This window comes from Phaeobacter sp. JH20_26 (assembly GCF_048056275.1).
GTDB classification, from domain to species: Bacteria; Pseudomonadota; Alphaproteobacteria; order Rhodobacterales; family Rhodobacteraceae; genus Phaeobacter; species Phaeobacter bryozoorum.
Genome location: NZ_JAYMWL010000017.1, coordinates 50,601 through 68,371, shown reverse-complemented (window position 1 = coordinate 68,371; position 17,771 = coordinate 50,601). Strand labels below are relative to the sequence as shown.

12 protein-coding genes are annotated in these 17,771 nt (G+C 62.9%); 3 read left to right on the top strand and 9 right to left on the bottom strand.

Translation table 11 applies throughout. The features are described from left to right. Positions 1–185: 185 nt before the first annotated feature. Entirely contained in the window at positions 186–1,493 is a 1,308-nt protein-coding gene (locus VWY60_RS15250; RefSeq protein ID WP_416541062.1) for an HlyD family type I secretion periplasmic adaptor subunit, read from the bottom strand. Then, positions 1,490–3,394, bottom strand: a complete 1,905-nt coding sequence (locus VWY60_RS15245) for a type I secretion system permease/ATPase (protein ID WP_416535235.1) — start codon at positions 3,392–3,394, stop codon at positions 1,490–1,492. The genes VWY60_RS15250 and VWY60_RS15245 overlap by 4 nt, the downstream gene beginning before the upstream one ends. A gap of 425 nt (positions 3,395–3,819) precedes the next feature. Here VWY60_RS15245 and VWY60_RS15240 point away from each other — a divergent pair, with 425 nt between their 5' ends. Both VWY60_RS15240 and VWY60_RS15235 read left to right on the top strand, forming a co-directional pair. Then, a complete protein-coding gene (locus tag VWY60_RS15240; protein WP_416537067.1) occupies positions 3,820–4,599 on the top strand; it encodes a sulfotransferase family 2 domain-containing protein in 780 nt (259 codons plus the stop codon). 885 nt (positions 4,600–5,484) lie between these two features. Next, positions 5,485–6,945, top strand: coding sequence for a calcium-binding protein (locus VWY60_RS15235; RefSeq protein ID WP_416541061.1), 1,461 nt, complete (start codon positions 5,485–5,487; stop codon positions 6,943–6,945). Between the two features lie 176 nt (positions 6,946–7,121). Here the strand turns inward: VWY60_RS15235 and VWY60_RS15230 are convergent, their stop codons facing one another. The 6 genes from VWY60_RS15230 to VWY60_RS15205 form a co-directional block, all read right to left on the bottom strand. Further along, positions 7,122–9,842: a glycosyltransferase family 4 protein gene (locus tag VWY60_RS15230; RefSeq protein WP_416541060.1), complete on the bottom strand. Its 2,721-nt coding sequence runs from the start codon at positions 9,840–9,842 to the stop codon at positions 7,122–7,124. 86 nt (positions 9,843–9,928) lie between these two features. Next, on the bottom strand, positions 9,929–10,846 hold the full coding sequence (locus VWY60_RS15225) for a glycosyltransferase family 2 protein (protein WP_340547848.1): 918 nt from the start codon (positions 10,844–10,846) through the stop codon (positions 9,929–9,931). Next, positions 10,843–12,141 (bottom strand): hypothetical protein, encoded by a 1,299-nt coding sequence (locus VWY60_RS15220; RefSeq protein WP_340547847.1) that lies wholly within the window; start codon positions 12,139–12,141, stop codon positions 10,843–10,845. The genes VWY60_RS15225 and VWY60_RS15220 overlap by 4 nt, the downstream gene beginning before the upstream one ends. Positions 12,142–12,269: 128 nt before the next feature. After that, entirely contained in the window at positions 12,270–13,433 is a 1,164-nt protein-coding gene (gene glf / locus VWY60_RS15215) for a UDP-galactopyranose mutase (protein WP_416541059.1), read from the bottom strand. 159 nt (positions 13,434–13,592) lie between these two features. After that, on the bottom strand, positions 13,593–14,249 hold the full coding sequence (locus VWY60_RS15210; protein ID WP_340547845.1) for an ABC transporter ATP-binding protein: 657 nt from the start codon (positions 14,247–14,249) through the stop codon (positions 13,593–13,595). A gap of 17 nt (positions 14,250–14,266) precedes the next feature. Further along, complete coding sequence (locus tag VWY60_RS15205; RefSeq protein WP_416541058.1) at positions 14,267–15,691, bottom strand: sugar transporter; 1,425 nt, start codon at positions 15,689–15,691, stop codon at positions 14,267–14,269. Between the two features lie 116 nt (positions 15,692–15,807). Between VWY60_RS15205 and VWY60_RS15200 the strand changes: the two genes are divergently transcribed. Next, positions 15,808–16,716 carry an ABC transporter permease gene (locus VWY60_RS15200; protein ID WP_416535230.1) on the top strand — a complete coding sequence of 303 codons (909 nt, stop codon included), beginning with the start codon at positions 15,808–15,810 and terminating at the stop codon, positions 16,714–16,716. A 12-nt stretch (positions 16,717–16,728) separates the two neighbouring features. On the opposite strand, the gene VWY60_RS15195 is transcribed toward VWY60_RS15200, so the two are convergent. Next, positions 16,729–17,769, bottom strand: coding sequence for a glycosyltransferase (locus VWY60_RS15195; RefSeq protein WP_416541057.1), 1,041 nt, complete (start codon positions 17,767–17,769; stop codon positions 16,729–16,731). Between the last annotated feature and the right edge of the window lie 2 nt (positions 17,770–17,771).

The following is a 17,771-nucleotide window of genomic DNA, read 5'->3' as shown; positions in this document are numbered from 1 at the left end:
ATCTGCTATCCTTAAATCTCATGCGATCAGCCGCGCCCTGGTAACTTGCTGGTATCTTGGCGCGGGGTCGCGTCAGTCTAAAACATGTTGCGACGGAGTGGCAGCCGATTTTCCGCCCGCATGTCCCCCCGGCATATCCCCCTGTCCGGATCGGCAGGAGGGAGGCGAGAGCCGGGCTGACAGGCTCAGCTCTCGCGGAAGGCGCGGTTGAGATAATCGGTGAAGGGCTGCAACAGATAGGCAAAGGGCGTGCGGCTGTTGGTCTGGATAAAGGTCTCCACCGGCATCCCCGGCACCAGCACATTGCCCTCGGGCAGGCGGGCGGCCTCGCCTTTGTTCAGCCGCACCTCGACCACGTAATAGCTGCGCCCGGTCTGCGGATCGACAAAGGAATCGCCCGATACCGTGCTCACCGTGCCAAACAGCGTCGGCGTGGTGCGCTGGTTGAAGCTGGAGAAATTCAGGCTGACCGGCTGGTTGAGATAGACCTGATCAATGTCCGACGGCGCCACCTGCGCCGAAATCACCAGCGGCTGGCTCTGCGGGATCAGATACATCAGCGGATCCGCCGCCCGGATCACCGATTTGCGGGCAAAGACATTGAGATCATAGACCACCCCCGCCACCGGGGCGCGTACCTCCAGCCGGGACAGCCGCTGCAGGATCACATTGCGCCGTTCGATCAGCTCCAGCTCACGCACCTGCAGGTCGCGCAGGGTGGTGATCGCCTCTTCGCGCCGCGCGCTTTTCTGGTTGAGGATCTCCAGACCCAGTTCGGTCACCTGCCCTTCGGCCTGGGCCTTCTGCGCGGTCAGCGCCCCGGCCTGACCGCGCAGCCGTGACTGTTCGCGCTGCAGCGACAGCACCCGGCTGGACTGTGCCAACCCCTGTGCCAGCAGGCTCTGCTGGTTTTCCAGCTCCTGGCCGATCAGCACCAGCTGTTCCTGCAGCGCCGACTGCTGCGCCTCGATGCCGTCGATCTGGCTCTGGATCTGGCCGATCCGTTCCTGCAGGCGGCTGATGCGGGCGCGCAGATTGACCAGGCGCGCTTCAAACAGGCGTTTCTGACCGTTGATCAGCTCTTCGGTCTGCACATGGGTGCCGCTCAGCTCGAACAGCAGCTCGGCAAAGGTGATTTCCTCGGCCTCGTCGCGTTCGGCACTGTAGCGGCTGCGCCGGGCCAGGGTTTCGGCCAGCTGACCTTCGACGATCTGCCGTTCGGCCAGCAGCTCCGACGGCTCCAGCCGCAGCAACAGCGCGTCCTCCTCGACCAGATCGCCCTCGCTCACCAGCACGTCGTCGACAACGCCGCCATAGGGGTGCTGCACCACCTGCCGGTTCTGCTCCACCTTGATGGAACCGGAGGCAATCACCGCACCGGAGATTTCCGCCGTCGCCGCCCATTGGCCAATGCCGCCTACAAGCAGCCCCAGCGCCAGCAGCCCGGCAATGGTCAGCCCACGGATCGGGTAGGATTTGGATGTATCGCTCATGCTTTTGCCTCTGCCTGTTTCGGAGACGGCTGTTTCTGGACCGGCGTTTCCGGGGCCGAAGTGGCTGCCTCCTGCGGCAGCTGTGCCGCATCGTCTTCTGTGGCCTGTGCTGCGACCTGCACTGTAGCCTGTTTCGGGGCTTGTTTCGGGGCCGGTTTCTGCTGGCCGGCCTGCGGGTTCTGCAGATGCTCACGCAGCACCGCATCCTTGGCCCCAAAGGCCCGCTGCGCCCCGTTGTCGAGGATCAGGATCAGGTCGCAGAGCTGAATCGCCGCCGGGCGATGCGCCATGATGACCACCGCACGGCCGTCCTGTTTGGCATGGGCCACCGCCAGGTTCAGCGCCTGGCTGCCTTCATTGTCGAGGTTGGAGTTCGGCTCATCCAGCACCAGAAGCACCGGATCGCCGTAAAGGGCCCGCGCCAGGCCGATGCGCTGCACCTGCCCACCCGACAGCCGGGTGCTGGCCACCCGCACCGGCGTGTCATAACCCTGCGGCAATTGCAGGATCATGTCGTGGACCGCGGCCTTGCGGGCGGCAGCCACCACCTGATCGGGATCCGGCATCATCGACAGCCGGGCAATGTTTTCGGCAATGGTGCCGTCAAACAGCGTCACCTGCTGCGGCAGATAGCCGATGTAGCTGCCCAGATCATCCATGTCATATTGATTGAGCGCCGCCCCATCGAGGCGGATCTTGCCCGAGACCGGGTGCCAGACGCCGATCAGCGCCCGCGCCAGCGAGGATTTCCCCGCCCCAGAGGCCCCGATCACCCCCAGCGCCTGCCCGGGCTGGATATTGAAATTCAGCCCCTGCAGGACCGGTTTGGCCACCTGCCCCGGCGCCACCGGCGGCACCAGGGCCACGCCCTGTACCTCCAGCTTGGCGGCCGGGCGGGCCAGCTTCATCGGCGCCGGGCGCTCCGGGGTTTCGCTCAGCATCTGCGCCAGCCGCTCCTGCGCCTGCAGGGCGCGCTGCACCAGAGCCCATTGACCGATCAGCGTCTCGATCGGAGCCAGAGCCCGGCCCATGATGATGGAGGAGGCGATCATCACCCCCGGTGTCAGCCCTTCGGTCAGCACCAGATAGGCGCCGGTGCCCAGCATCGCCGATTGCAGCGCCAGCCGGAAGGTGCGGGTGGCGGTGCTGAACCCACCGGTCATATCCGCCGCGCTCAGCTCAGATCCAACCGCCTGGCTGCGCAGCATCCGCCATTTGGCAAAAGCCGCACGGCGCATTCCCAGCCCCTGGATCAGCTCGGCATTGTTGCGCATCCCGTCCGAGACCTGATGCGCCGAGGCGGCCATCATGCTGGCATTCTCGACCGGCGCCTTGGAAATCATCTGATTGGCCAGGGCAAAAGCCACCAGCACGCCACCGCCGATCAGCGCCAGCAGACCCAGAAGCGGATGGAACACCGCGATCAGCCCCAGAAACAGCGGTGTCCAGGGCAGATCGAAAAAGGCCGAAACAATAGGAGAGGAGAGCGCCTTCTGCATCGCCTCCAGATCCCGCAGCCCCACCTTGGCGATGTCGTCATTGAAGCCGGCCGCCGATTTGTCCTGCACCGCATTGAACACCCGGGTTTCCAGCTGGTCATGGAACCGCGCCCCGACCCGTGCCAGGATCCGGCCGCGCACGTAATCCAGAATGCCCATGATCAGGAACAGGAATCCCGCCAGCACCGTCAGCGCCACCAGCGTCTCCAGCGAGCGGCTGCCCAGCACCCGGTCATAGACCTGCATCATATAAAGCGGGCTGGTCAGCATCAGCAGATTGGCAAAGAAGCTGAACAGGCCGATCAGCCAGAAGGCGCCGCGGTTGCCCCTGCGGGCCTTGCGGATCTCAGCCAGCCCCGCCTTATGCGCCGATCCTGATTGCTGTGCCGAGGTGCGTGCCATTGACGTATTGCCTTTGTCTGGGTCACCCGGACGGGCAACCAAAAGTAAGAAGTCCAAGAGACCCGGCCACCCGCAAGAAAGATCTGGGCAGAGCGGGCCGGGATCAGGGGGATATGCCCGGACACGCCCGGATGCACAATGGCTCCTGCCAATGGCGATGGGCGCCCCTGTTCTCCGGGCATCTCTGCACAGGGTCAAAAGCACAGCCGCCGGAGCCTTGTCAAACAGCTCTCCCCGTTCCTCATAGAATAGGCGGCAGGCGCGGCGGCGCCGCATCACTGGCCGCCCGCAGGCAGCCGCCCTGCCACAGGGGGGGGCGCAAACCGGCCGCCTCCCCGCTGCTCAGATTGACATCCAGCCCCCCCTTCGCTAAGGCCCGACAGCGCATCCGGCACCTGCCGCCCAACGTGGAGCAAGCCCTTATCATGTCACAGGTTTCCTCTCAGACCTCCGGTATCAAGACCGTTGCCGAGACCGCCTTTGAGGCTCGGTTTGCACCCCGGCTGGTGGCGCCAGAGGCCTATCACGACCTCAATGACGTGATCCTGTTCATGCATATCCCCAAGACCGCGGGCATGTCGGTGGGCAAGGCGCTGCAGGCGGCTTTTGACATTTTTCACCCGGTCTCCTGGGAGAACACCAACCAGTCCTTCCGCAACAAGACGCGCAAGGCGCTCTACCGGCGCAGCGATGAGGCCAACCCCTGCCGTCAGGTGCTGATGGGGCATTTCGCATGGTCCGACGTCATGTACTGGCGCCATCAGGAACTGCCGCTGAAATGCGCCACCATCATCCGCGATCCGCTGGACCGCTTCGTGTCCAACTACCGCTACAACACCTCCGACAAACACCCCCAGCACGAGGCCTTTGCCGCCCGCTACCCGACGCTGGAGGCCTATGCCCAGGCGCTGCCGCTGGACTATCAGCTGTCGCTGATGACCGGCGCCTTCTACTCCTTTGATCACGCGCTGGAGAAGCTGAACCGCTACTACAGCTTTATCGGCGTGACCGAACATCTGGGCGCCAGCCTGCAGCATTTCCGCCGCAGCCACGGTCTTGCAGCCGAACTGGCCGAGCATCGCGAGAACACCGGCAGCACGGCAAAAGCCGCCGAAGAGATCCCCGATGCGGTGCGCAATATCGTCGGCGAGAAAAGCCGCAACGACGCCCGCCTGCACCAGCTGGTGAGCCGCTGCTACGGCTGACCGGCATGCAGCGGCCACCCCGGGGCATGTGCCTGCCGCAAGCCCCGGCAGTCTGCTGACCGCCCCGAACCACCGCCCCCCAGCCAACCCGGAGTCGGCCCGCCCTCGCGATTCCCCCGGCCTGCTCTGGTCTGCTCCAACAGGGACACAGCCCCGGCAGCGGGCCAGAGATTCTCTGTCCGCGCAGCTGCCCTTGCGTCAGATCTGGCCGGATTTGACCGGTTTTTCCCCGCATCGGGGCGCTACCACCTTCCTACACCAAAGGGCGTAGTGTAGAAAAAGTGAAACTCTCGACGGCATATGGCGGAGATTACCCCAAAAAAAGCCGATTAATTTAAATCAAAGCTCTCTTTGCGCGAATAAAATGTGAAAGAATTCGCGCGCGTCATTTAAAACGCCGGGGCGGAATGTTGATAAATGAAAAGCCTGTCCGGCCATGGTGGCAAAAACCACACACCCTGAAGGAGAGGGAATGGCAGGGGTCAGGAATTCCCTACCCTCATAGGATGTATTAACAAAGAGTTAACAAAATGCGCAGAATCTTCGCAAAACGTCAAGTTCTGCCGCAAAAATAGGGGCCATTCCACAATAGCTCCCGCAGGCCCGCCGCAACGCACCCCCTATGGGGCATAGAGTTTGCAAAAAGACTCCGCCTTTTCAACCCTTAAAATGGGTGACTCCACCAGAAATCCCCGCCGTGCCCTCCCCCCGCGGCGTGGCGGGAAGGGCACGATTTCGACATCTCCGCAATTCCTGACCCCTCTGGCGCAAGTTTCCTTGACAACAGACCCCCATCCAGAGAGACAGAGAGCGGTAAAACCTTTGCGGGCATAAGGCAGGCGCGTTTGTTCGCAGAAATCGACGAGCATTACTACGGAGTAGAAAATGGCTAATATTAATGCAGCAGCTGGTGTGACCGTTGTCGCAGGCAGCACAAGCGATGACACAATCACCCTGACCGACGCAATCGGCGCGAACAGCATCGACGGCAACGGTGGTGCGGATACGCTGACCCTGAACAACGCGGCTGACACTTTTGTCGCACAGGTTGCCACTCTCGCCTATGACGAAGCGAACGACACCTGGACTGTTGCCGGCGCGTCGCTGACCGAAGGCTTCACTTCTGTCACTCTGGCTGATGGCGTGACCATCGAAGCCGGTGTTGCGTCCGAGGGCATCATCCAGCCCGCATCCGTCAACAGCGGCGCAGCAGCGACCCTGACCACCATCAACAGCTATGACTGGGACGGTGCGGACGCGGCAGTAAACGCCTTCACCGCAGCATCCATCGTCAGCGTTGACGGCCAGAACATTGCAACCGTTGGCAGCAACTTCGTGAACGCTGATGGTGCTTTCACCGTCAACAGCGGTGCCCAGACTGTGACCTTCACTGCGAACACCGCAGCGATTGCCGCACAGGGCAACGTTGGTGACGACGCATCCTTCTCCTACGAAGTTGTTGTTGCAAACGCAGCTGGCACCGAAACCCGTACCGTCACTGTGACCTATACCGCAGAAATTCCCTTCACCACCGGTGACGACACATGGGAAGCTGGCACAGGCGCAGCGGCCAACGTTGACGAAAACTCCGACTTCGGCGGCGAAGACCTGGGCAACGACACCTTCAACGGCAACGATGAAGACAACACCATTACCGCAGGTCTCGGCAATGACACCCTGATCGGTGGCAACGGCGACGACGTGCTCGACGGCGGCGCCGGTAGCAACGTCATCCGTGGCGGCAATGGCACCGACACCATCATTGTAACTGGTGCAACTGCAACCGATGCAAACACCCTGGGTGGCGGCGCAGGTGCAGACAACATCACCGGTGGCGCTGGTGCTGACACCCTCTTCGGCGGCAACGGCGACGACACCAACCTCGACGGTGGCGCAGGCAACGACGTCATCAACGGCGGTGCTGGCGAAGACACCCTGGTCGGCAACACTGGCGACGACGAACTGCGTGGCGGTGACGGCGACGACAATCTGGACGGCGGCGCTGGTGCCGACGAACTGCGCGGCGGTGCTGGCGATGACGTCGTCAACGGTGGCGCTGGCTCCGACATGATGTATGTCAGCCTCGGCAACGACACCATGGACGGTGGCGCAGACGATGACACCTTCATCCTGCGTGACGACAGCGGTGCGACCCTCATCAACAACTTCACCACTGGCGACAAGCTGAACGTCGAAGGTCTGGGTTACAACGACCTGGCCGACGTTCTGGCCATTGCTTACCAGACAAGCGCAGGTGTGGTCCTCGATATCGATGCTGACACCACCGTGACCCTGGCGAGCCTGACCCTGGCAGACCTGGACGCATCCGACTTCGACTTCGCCTAATCCGCGCTGTCACAGTCTTAGGGAAGGCCCCGCTTTGCGGGGCCTTTTCTTTTGCGCGGGAGCGCTGTTGTCTGTGCTGGTTTCTTTGCCGGGGGATTGCACTGCGCAAAGAAAACCCCCGCAGATCCCTGCGGGGGGGGGAGGGTCCAGCGCCCGTTTTCCTGTGGGTGACCGGTTCAGGCCTCCACCAGATCCAGCAGCTGATCCGCCGTATTGAGCGGATCCCGCGCCAGATCCTGCCGGGCGCATTCCGCCTCGGCCCCGGCCTTCAGCTCCTGCAACAGCTCTTTTGTCAGCACCGGATCACCGTCAAACCCGCCCGCCGCTGTGCGGCCACCATTGGCCACCTCCGGGTAGCGGTCGAACTCCAGATCAAAGAAGCTCTCCGGCCCCTCGGGATCATAACGCTGCGCGAGCCTGCGATTGATGTCGTCAAACCGCGCCAGAAAGCCCTGCATCTCCGCCCGCGACGGCAACAACGGCCCATCCTCCGGCAGCTCCCGCAGGATCTGTTCAAAACTGCTCTTGGGAAATCCCTGCTGACGCAGCCACAGCCCCGCCAGAATCTGGCTGCGCGACCAGGCCTCGTTGTCACGCGGCGGATTGTCCGGCGGCGTCAGCCCCACCAGATTGTAAAAATCCAGCACCGTGTCGCCGCCCACCAGATCCCTGCGCTGGAAGCGGCGCACGGTGACATTCCCGGCCCCGAACATCTCCTCCCAGCGCGCCAGCTTGGTGGCATAGTCGAAATAGCGCATCATATGCGGCCGATAGACCGGCAAGGCCTGCAGCTGCGCGCCATAGAACTGATAGGCCGTCTGCCCCAGGATCACCTGTTTGCGGTGCGACAGCGCCAATGTGTCCTGACGGCGCAGATAGGCCACCACGTTGATCTCGTCGAAATGCTCACGCAGCCGCCTGTGCAATGCCCGGATATCGTTCGGGTTCATCAGCCAGAACAGCATTTCCGTCGCGATGATACAGTCGCCACACTCCCGCTGATCCGCATCCGCCATGCGCCGCTCCAGAAACGGCCAGCGCAATTCGGAATACATGTTCCCTCCCATCTTGTGATTGCGGATGAGAGGGTTGAAATCGACCCGGGGCTTTGCATGCAGATAACTCCAGCTGCCCAAGGTCTGTTGCATCTGGCCTTGTCGCAGCGCGATCTGCAACGAAGTCGATCCCGTCTTATGCGACCCTATATGCAGCCAGAGCTTACGCTTTTTTTTTTCCAGATAGGGGCTTGGGGGCACGGGGCGCTCTGCCGCCGCAGGTGTGCTGCCCGTCCTCTCCGCCGCGACCGCCGCCAGCGCATCACGATACAGCTGCGACAGCACCTCGCGCGCCGAAGGGTCATTCTGCAAGGCCTGCATCCGGGCGCGCTGGCCGGCCTCCACCCCCTCGGCAAAACCCTCCTCGCGCAACAGCCGCTGCACCACCGCGACACTCTCGCGCACTGCCTGCAGCGGCGACCAAGCCACCAGCGTCTCCGGCGGGCAGATCTCCGCCTGCGCCCCCACATCGGAACAGATCGGCACACAGCCGGCCTCGATCGCCTCATAGCAGACCAGCGCCAGCCCTTCGTTCGAGGACGGCACCAGGAGGATATCGCTCTGCCCCAGAAGGCCCGGCACATCGGTGCCTGCGGGATGCAGATGCACCACATCCGCCAGACGGTAGCGGGTCAAAAGATGTTCCACCGCGCCGCGATAGGGGCCCTCGCCCACCATATCAAAGCGGAAATCCACGCCGTTGCGTTTGCCCCAGGCCCGCAGCCGCCGGATGATCGACAGCGCCACCACCGGGCGTTTCTGATGCACCATCCGCCCGACAAAGGCGACGCGGCAGCGGGTCTGGCCCGCGCGGATCCGCACCGGCGCCACGTCAGCGCCGCGACGGCTGTCATCCAGCAGACGCCCCAGCACCAGCTTGCTGCCATAAACCCGGAAGCGTTCCTTGTAGAACCGCTCCAACTCGCCGCTGATCACATGGTGATGGTCGATAAAATTGCTCCAGACACCGGAAATCCGCGGATAGCCGCCATCGGCATATTCCACGATATGGGTGCTGTCGAGATTGACCACATGCGGATGGCGCAGCTTGATCGTCGGCAGCGCATCATAGAGCGGCACACAGTGGTGATTGTGGGTGAGGATGATGTTTTCCTGCGCAATCAGCTGACTGACAAAGGCGCTGGTCTGGCTGCGCGGCAGATAGCGATCGGTGCGGATCAGCTGCAGGCGCGGATCTTCCGGCAGCTTGGCCAGCAGCCGTTCGGGACCTTCCTGCCCGACCATGACAAACACCCGCAACCCGGCGTCCAGCGCCCAGCGGATGCTGTCGATGCCAAGGCTTTCGGCGCCGCCCACATCCAGCCAGTGCAACCCGATCAGGATTGCCGGATCCTTGCCGCCATGGCGCCCCTCAGGGGCCATCGTCTGGGTCTCGAAGATGCCACGCGAACAGGCCAGGCGGGAGAATTTATGCCGGGCGGGAAGCTTGCGCCAGCGCCGGGCCTCGATCTGGTATTTCATCTGCTCCGCCAATATCGGCGAGAGCGCGTGAATGGCGCGATATTTGCGCGGCCGTTTGTGCCAGGCCACGCCGCCGGCACTTTCGCGGACCGCCACCTGACGCGGCGAGGGGATGGTGACAAACACCCGCTTGCCCGGCAGCGCCGGGGTTTCCTGCGGCCCGGTGCGCAGATTGCCGATATAGGTCAGCGCCATCATCTCGGCGCCATAGGACATATCCTGCGGCTGCACCGCCGGGGTCGGCAGCTTGGCCTCTTCCCACCACATATGGGCCTCGACCGGGATCTCGGGGTAGAGCGTCTCATAAATGAAACGGATCTGGGCGATCTCCTGATCGATATACTCTCTGTCCTGAGACATGGGGGCTCCCTGCCTGTCCTTTTGATCTGTGATACATCTGTCCGGCGGATCCGGCGCTGCGGGTGGTTTTGCGGGCAGATCTCGCCTCAGACGCCGGTATCGGGGTCGGGGCGGATGATCGGCGGGTTGAAGGAGCAGCCCTGCCAGATCGCCTTGTAGACCTCACGGCGCAGCGATTTCTCCACATTGCCCTGGCGCATCTGCCGCCGCACCCCGCGGGCAAAGACCGCCACCCCGGCCCAGCCCTGTTCGCGGCGGCGGAACGAGGCCTCATTGCGCGCACCATAGCGGAATTTCCAGATATTGGCCTGGTTCACCAGCGAATAGTTCACGCCCTTGTTTTCCGGCACATCATGGACCACCACGCTGTTGGGGCAGTAGATGCCGGGATAGGATTTGGCGATACGCTGGGTGTATTCGGCGTCATCGTACCAGATGAAATATTCCTTGATCGGAAAGCCATGTTTCTGGATCGCCCAACGCGGCACCAGCACCGAGACAAAGGAGCAGGAACCGACCAAGAAATAGGGCGTCTCGGGGCTGTAGAACCGCGGCCAGTCCCAGACCGTTGAGGGCGTGTTCATCTCGCAGAGATCGCCATTGGTCCATTTCACCGCCGAACAGGCAAAAGACGGCCGCCAGGTGAACCGCGCCTCGAAATCCTTGATGCCGGTCAGCAGCAGCTCAATGGCATTGGGCTCGGGATAGGCGTCGTCATCGCTGAACCAGATGAAATCATAACCTTCCTCATAGGCCACCCGCGCGCCCTCGTAAAAGCCACCGGCGCCGCCGATGTTTTCCGGCAGGCGCACATGCTGAAACCGGGGGTCGTCCTTCTGCAGCTGGCTCAGCCAGCTGCCGGTTTCATCGGTGGAGGCATTGTCGATCACAAAGACCCGTTCCGGCAGGCAGGTCTGTGCCTGCAGGGCGGCGATCACGCGCTTCAGCTTGTCCAGCCGGTTATAGGTCACGATGACCGCAGCAAGGGAGGAACGGATATTCATGGCTGATCCTTCTGTGGCGCAGCCGCGGCTGCGGCATGTGCAAGGGCGCGGGCGGGCGGTGGTGTCTGGGCCGGCCTGTCAGATGTGGTGGCGGCGCTCTGTGTGGCGGGCGGCGCTGCGGTCTCGGATACGGTCGGCATCTCCGCCTCGGGGTCCAGCGGATCGCCATTTTCATCCAGCCCCAGACGCGCATTCTTGTGCCGCTCAATATCCTTGATCCGGTGGCTGTGGAAATAGGAGGGCCATTTGCCCTGCCGTTCCAGCATACCTTCGATGATCTTGGCCATGACGGTCAGATTGCGCAGATGTTCGGGGCTGAAGAACTGACTCGGATCCAGCGAGGGCGCACGCGGGGCGGATTGTTTTTCCATGTCGCGCAGCGCATTCCGCAGGAGCGGCCGGCCGCCAAAGAATTCGCGATCCATGATCTCGGCATCGCTGCGGTAGGCGGCGGTGGCGGCCTCGGCCAGATCCCGCGCCATCACCAGTTTGCGCACCTTGGCCTCGCTCTCGCTGCGCGAACGGTCCAGCTGGCGCGACAATTCCCAGCCCAGCGTATGGCGCAGCCAGGGGTCCTGCTCCTGGAACTGGCCCTGCAGGAAATACATCAGCGCCAGCTCGCGCACGGTCATGGCCTGGTTTTCAGGCTCGAATTCCTCCACCGTGCAGGGCCGCCCGTCAAAGGCCACCTCGGCGAAATCATCCAGTACCGAACCGTTTTTCAGCTCCTTGCGGATCATCGGGCGCAGGGTGAACTCATCGCCGAACAGCGCCCGCCACTGGGCAAAGCGCGGCGCGTAATGGAACCGGCCATTTTGCAGATTGTGGTCAAAGAAGTCCTGCATGCTGTCGCGATACCAGCCGATCTTGATCTGCTCGGCATAGCTCGACAGGATCCGCTGCGCATGGGGGCGCACATAGGCCACGATATGGATGCGATCGGCGCAGCCGCGAAAGAAGGTCTCGACCAGATCGTGGAATTCCGGTGCCGGGATGTTTTCAAAGGCCTCGGCGGACAGCACCGCATAATCCGCATCCGAGGCCGCAATCTGGGCCGCCACCTCTTCCAGACCATCGCGATCCTCAAGATGCTTGGGCAGGGGGGTGCCCTTGCGATAGCTGGTGATGAACCCGGTCAGGTAATTATGGTTGAGCTTGGCCGGGTACAGCAGCTTGGCGTCATGCAGCTGAATGCTGCCAACAGCCAGCGCGTTCTGAATGGTGGTGGTCCCGGTCTTGTGGTCGCCGATGTGAATCACAAGCGTCTTGGGTCTGGCTCCGGTCTTGTCGCTCATCGGCTCCATCTCGTTTCTGCATCAGCCTTGTTTTCCAGCGCCCAAGCCCTACTCTAACATCCGGCACGGGTCCAGACCAAGCCGCCGCCCCGGCAGCGGCCCGCCCTCTCACATCCGCTCCGATCCGCTCAGAGCGGCGCCACGAAGAACGCAGGCACCCGGGCGTTCTGCGCCTCAGCCGCCAGGAACCCGCGGGCGGTGTCCAGCGCCTCGCGGATGGTCACATCCATATCGAGATAGCGATAGGTGCCCAGACGGCCGACAAAGGTCACCCCTTGGGCCTGTTCCGCCAGCGCCACATAATCGCCCAGCAGCGCCTTCTCCTCGACCTGGCGGATCGGGTAATAGGGGATGTCCTCGGGCTCTGCGGCGCGGGAATATTCGCGGTAGCAGACCGAGCCGTCGTGGCTTTCCCAGGGGGCGAAATGCTTGTGTTCGGTGATGCGGGTATAGGGCACCTCTTCCTCGCCGTAGTTCATCACCGCGCAGCCCTGATAATCGCCCTGATGGGTAAAACGTTCGAAATCCAGCGTCCGGTAGCCAAGCCGCCCCAGCTGGTAGTCGAAATACCCATCCAGCGGCCCGGAGTAGAACACATGGTCAAAATCTGCCGCCTGGGACTGATCAAAAACAGTCTCTAACTTGACCGTTATGCCCGGATGATCGAGGATTTTGGCGATCATCGCGGTATAGCCGTCCTCCGGCATGCCCTGATATTTGTGGAAGAAGTAATTGTCGTCGTAGTTGAACCGCACCGGCAGCCGCTTCAGGATCGAGGCCGGCAGCGCGCTTGGCGCCACGCCCCATTGCTTGATCGTATAGCCCTTGAAAAACGCCTCATAAAGATCGCGCCCGACAAAGCGCAGCGCCTGTTCCTCAAAGGTCTGCGGATCGGTGATGGAGGTATCGGCCTGTTCTTCGGTGATGAAATCATGCGCCTCTTCGGGGCGCAGGGTCTTGCCGAAGAACTGGTTGATCGTATGCAGGTTCACCGGCAGCGAGAACACGCCGCGCCGCCCCTCGGGGTCCAGGCTGGTGGTCTTCACCCGGTTCTTATAGGGCAGGAAACGCGCGAAACGGTTCACATAGTCCCAGACCTCGCCGTCATCGGTGTGAAAGATATGCGGCCCGTAGACATGCACCATGACGCCGGTCTCGGCGTCGCGCTCGGTATGGCAATTGCCGCCGATATGGCTGCGGCTGTCCATGACCGTGATCCTGTGGCCTGCCTCGGCCAGATACCGTCCGATCACAGCGCCCGAAAGCCCTGCGCCCACCATCAGTATATTCACCCCGGCACCCCGTCCTGTTTGCGTCCCCTGCCCTTTTTGTCAAACAATCCAGAGGCACACAAGGTTCGGTTTCCGCACAGGCGAAGAGCCGCATTTCCCTTTTGTTTCAGAATATTGCGACGACATAACCGCAGATCGGGCAGCGCCGCCAGACCGCCATCAGACCGCCATCAGGCGGTGATGCTCGGCAATGGCCTCATCCAGATCGCTGAAATAGCGCAGCCGACCATTGTCCAGAACCAGCCCCGCATTGCAGAACTGGCGCAGCTGGCGCATCGAATGATTGACCAGAATGGCGCTGGAGTGGCGCATCCGGTCGGTAAAGATATCGCGGCTCTTGCGCTTGAAGGCGGCATCGCCCACCGCCGTCACCTCATCCACCAGATAGGTGTCGAATTTGATCCCCATAGACGCACCAAAGGTCAGCCGCGCCCGCATCCCCGAGGAATAGCTGCGCATCGGCATATGGTAGAATTTGCCCAATTCGGCAAAATCCTCGACAAATGCCACCAGATCATCGGTATCGACCCCATAGATCCGGGCGATGAAACGGACGTTCTCCGCCCCGCTCAGATCGCCATGAAACGACGCCGCCAGCCCCACCGGCCAGGAGATCGACCCATCGGAGATGATCTCGCCATGATCCGGGCGCATGGTGCCCGCCACCAGCTGCAGCAGGGTGGATTTGCCCGCCCCGTTGCGCCCCAGAAGCGCCAGCGACCGGCCCGTCGGCAGCGTCAGGTTCAGATTGTCGATGACAACCCGCCGCTCCCCCTTGAGCCAGAAGCTCTTGGTCAGATTTTCAAACCGGATCACTGCCCTGCCCTCTCGCCTCAGCTGCGGTCGCGGATCGAATAATAGATCAGCGCCAGAATCGACCAGGTCAGCAGCAGGAACAGCCCGGCCAGGGCCGCCAGCACGGCGCGGCGCGGGTATTCCGGCTCCGTGGCACGGGTGGGGTTGATATAGGTCGCCAGATAGCGGCTCTGGCGGGCGGCATCATCGCGCGCCACCTCCAGCGCCGTCAGCGCGGCACGGTAGCTTTCCTCGGCATATTCGCGATCCACCGTCAGCCGTTCGAATTCGGCAATCAGCGACGGGTAATCCTCACCGACACCACCGGTGTCGGTATTGTCGGAGGTAAAGGTCTGCCGTTCGATATTGATGCGGTCGCGAATGACGTCGATATGCTGCTGCGCCTTGGTCAGCCGCGGATCCGCCTCGCTGACCGTGCCCCGCAGCAGATCATATTGGATCAGCGCCTCGGCCAGCTGCTGCTGAAGGTTGTTCATCACCCCCATACGGCCCTGGATATCGGCCTCGGGATCGACGATCCGGGTGCGGGTGCGAAATTGGGTCAGCAACTGGCGCGCGGCCTTCAGCCGCTCCAGCGCCTCGTCCAGATCGGCGCGGGCATAGCGCATCGCATCGGCGCGCGCCTGTTCATTGAGCGCATTGATCCGGGTCTGGCTCTCGGCGACGATGGCTTTTGTGATCGCCTGCGCGGTTTCTGCGTCAAAGGCCAGCGCCTGCACCTCAATGAGCCCCGAGCCGCTGTCAAAGGAGATCCCGACAATGCGCTGCCAGTACCAGGTCAGATCCTCGATCGTCGCCTCCGGCCAGAGCGCAAAGGCCCAGTCGCGCGGCCAGAGCGCACTGTAATGCCCCTGCAGATCCACCGCCGCATCGACCGCGGCCACCATTTCCTGGCTCTGGATGAATTCATAGAGGATGTCGCTGTCCGAGGCGCTGCTGTTGCCGGTAAATTGCGCCAGCCCGCCCAGAAGATCATTGGCGCCGCTGCTTTCCTGGCTGCGCACGGTAAAGCCTGCGGTGGAGGCATATTGATCCTCGGCAAAGGTCCAGAGATAGATCATCACCGCCAGGAGCGGCGCCAGCACCAAGGCCACAAAGCTGATCACCAGCCCCCAGTGGCGTTTTTTCATGCTGGCAGGCCGTGCCAGCGGATAGGCCGGGCGCTGCTCGGCCTCAGCGATACGCGCCTCCAGCTCGGCAACGGCGGCCTCGGCCTTGCGCGCCTTGCGCCGTACCCGTTTCAGCTGTTTGACCGGATCCGGCACCCGCTGGACAGGGGCTGCGGCCTCTGCCGCATCCGGGGCCGATGCTGTGGCAGCAGGAGAGGCAGCGGGTGTACCGGTTGCTGTGCTTGCTGCGGTATCTGCCGCAGCCGCCTCCTCTGATGTCGCCTCTTCTGAGGCGGGGCGTCCGGCCAGGGCCGACGGGGGCGTCTGTGTCATGATCAACCTGTCCCGGCCCAAAAGCACCCTGCCCCAAGCCGTTTGTCATTGTCTTTTGTTTCTCTCATAATACCGTTCGCGATCCGCGTTTCACAATGGGTATTCATGGGGTGTTCATGGCCAGCCTGTCTTCTTCTGCGCCCCCGGCTCAGCCCCGTCCGTTAAGCCCGCCAAAGACACAGGTTACGGCACAGGCTCCCGCCCAGACGCCGGCCCAGATCCCCACCAGCCCAGCCGCCAATCCGCATCGCCGCCACCGCCGCAGCATGGCGACGCTGCGCACCGTGGCCGCGCTGGTGCTGCGCGAGATGTCGACCCGCTACGGGCGCACCCCCGGTGGCTATCTCTGGGGGATCCTGGAGCCCCTGGCCGCGATCCTGTTCCTGTCGCTGGGCTTCTCGCTGGTGATCCGCACGCCGTCGCTCGGCACCAGTTTCCTGCTGTTTTACGCAACCGGATTCCTGCCATTTAACCTGTATCAGACTCTCTCCGGCACCGTTGCGCGGGCGCTTGCCTATTCCCGCCCCCTGCTGCGATACCCCGCTGTCACCTGGCTGGATGCGATCCTGGCACGGTTTGTGCTGAACAGCCTGACCAGCATTGTCATCACCACCCTGCTGATGACCGGTATCCTCGCGGTGATCGACAGCCGCACCGCCATCGACCTGCCCCCCCTGGTCGAAGCCATCGCCCTCGCCATGATCCTCGGGCTGGGGGTCGGCTGCATGAATGCGGTGCTGATGGGGCTGTTTCCCCTGTGGGATGTGGCCTGGTCGATCATCACCCGGCCGCTGTTCCTGGCCTCCGGCGTGATCTATATCTACGAGGACCTGCCGCCGGTGGCACAGGACATTCTGTGGTATAATCCGCTTCTGCATATCATCGGGCTGATGCGCACCGGATTTTATCCCACCTATAATGCCGATTACGTCAGCCATGCCTATGTGCTGCTGATCGGCATGACACTGACCGCCCTGGGCCTGATCCTGATGCGCCGCTATCACCGGGTGATCCTGAACCGCTGATCTGCGCCTTATTTATTCGCGAGCCTCTGCCAGCACCGCGGCATGGCGGCGCCCCAGGCGCCGCAGCAGCCCGTCGCGCACCGCCAGCCAGGTGAGCCGCAGATAGGCGCGGCGCACGCCGGGGTGATGACGCACTTTCAGGATCCATTTCGGCAGGATCAGCAGCAGCACCGGCCAGAACAGCCAGCCCGCCGCCTGCCGATAAAGCAGCAGCAGATTGCGGTGGTGGTAATAGACCTTCCACAGCGGGCGAAAGCGCTGGCCGCTGTCGCCATTGCTGAAGGTGGAGAAATCATGCTCGAACCGCACATTGGCGGCAAAGCAGATGCGCCCGCCCGCCGCACTGAGCCCCAGCGTATAAAGCGCATCATCACCATAGATGAACAGGTCCGGATCCGGGTAGCCCACCCGCCGCACCGCCGCCGCCGAGATGAAAAACCCCACAAAAGACGTCACATCAATCGCGCTCAGCCCGCCGTCATAGGCGCTGCGCGGAATATGGAACCCATCGCGCCCTTTGCGCGCGGTGGACAGGAAATGCCCCAGGCTCCAGAACGGATTGCGCGAGGGGCGGTTCATCTCGCAGATCTCGCCGCTTGGGAAATAGACCGCCGCCGCCACCGCGTCCCAATGGGCCAGCTCACCGCTCTGCCCCATGGCGTGAAACGCCGCCAGCCCGCCGGGTTCCGGGCGGCCGTCATCATCCATCACCACCAGCCAGTCGGGGGCATGCGCCTCCATCGCGCGCTGCATCCCCAGGGCAAAACCGCCGGCCCCGCCGCGGTTGATCTCGCTGCGCACCACATCGGCGCGGGGATGATCCGCAGCCCAGGTCGCCAGCCAGTCGCCGGTGCCATCATCAGAGGCATTGTCCACCACCACCAGAGCGGCCAGCTCCGCGCCCGGGCTGTCCAGCAGCCGCGCCAATGTCACCTTGAGTTTCGCAAGCCGATTATAGGTGACCACCACCGCCACCAGACGTCCGGCACCAGCGGTAGCACCAGCGGCGGCCGCAGCCTGATGCGCGGGCTCGGGGATCAGGGTTTCAGTCACGG

Bases quoted from the DNA above. Each gene is read 5' to 3' on its own strand.
- VWY60_RS15205 (WP_416541058.1), bottom strand. From the start codon at position 15,691: ATGACACAGACGCCCCCGTCGGCCCTGGCCGGACGCCCCGCCTCAGAA.
- VWY60_RS15245 (WP_416535235.1), bottom strand. From the start codon at position 3,394: ATGGCACGCACCTCGGCACAGCAATCAGGATCGGCGCATAAGGCGGGG.
- VWY60_RS15250 (WP_416541062.1), bottom strand. From the start codon at position 1,493: ATGAGCGATACATCCAAATCCTACCCGATCCGTGGGCTGACCATTGCC.
- VWY60_RS15225 (WP_340547848.1), bottom strand. From the start codon at position 10,846: ATGAATATCCGTTCCTCCCTTGCTGCGGTCATCGTGACCTATAACCGG.
- VWY60_RS15240 (WP_416537067.1), top strand. From the start codon at position 3,820: ATGTCACAGGTTTCCTCTCAGACCTCCGGTATCAAGACCGTTGCCGAG.
- VWY60_RS15230 (WP_416541060.1), bottom strand. From the start codon at position 9,842: ATGTCTCAGGACAGAGAGTATATCGATCAGGAGATCGCCCAGATCCGT.
- VWY60_RS15220 (WP_340547847.1), bottom strand. From the start codon at position 12,141: ATGAGCGACAAGACCGGAGCCAGACCCAAGACGCTTGTGATTCACATC.
- VWY60_RS15200 (WP_416535230.1), top strand. From the start codon at position 15,808: ATGGCCAGCCTGTCTTCTTCTGCGCCCCCGGCTCAGCCCCGTCCGTTA.
- VWY60_RS15235 (WP_416541061.1), top strand. From the start codon at position 5,485: ATGGCTAATATTAATGCAGCAGCTGGTGTGACCGTTGTCGCAGGCAGC.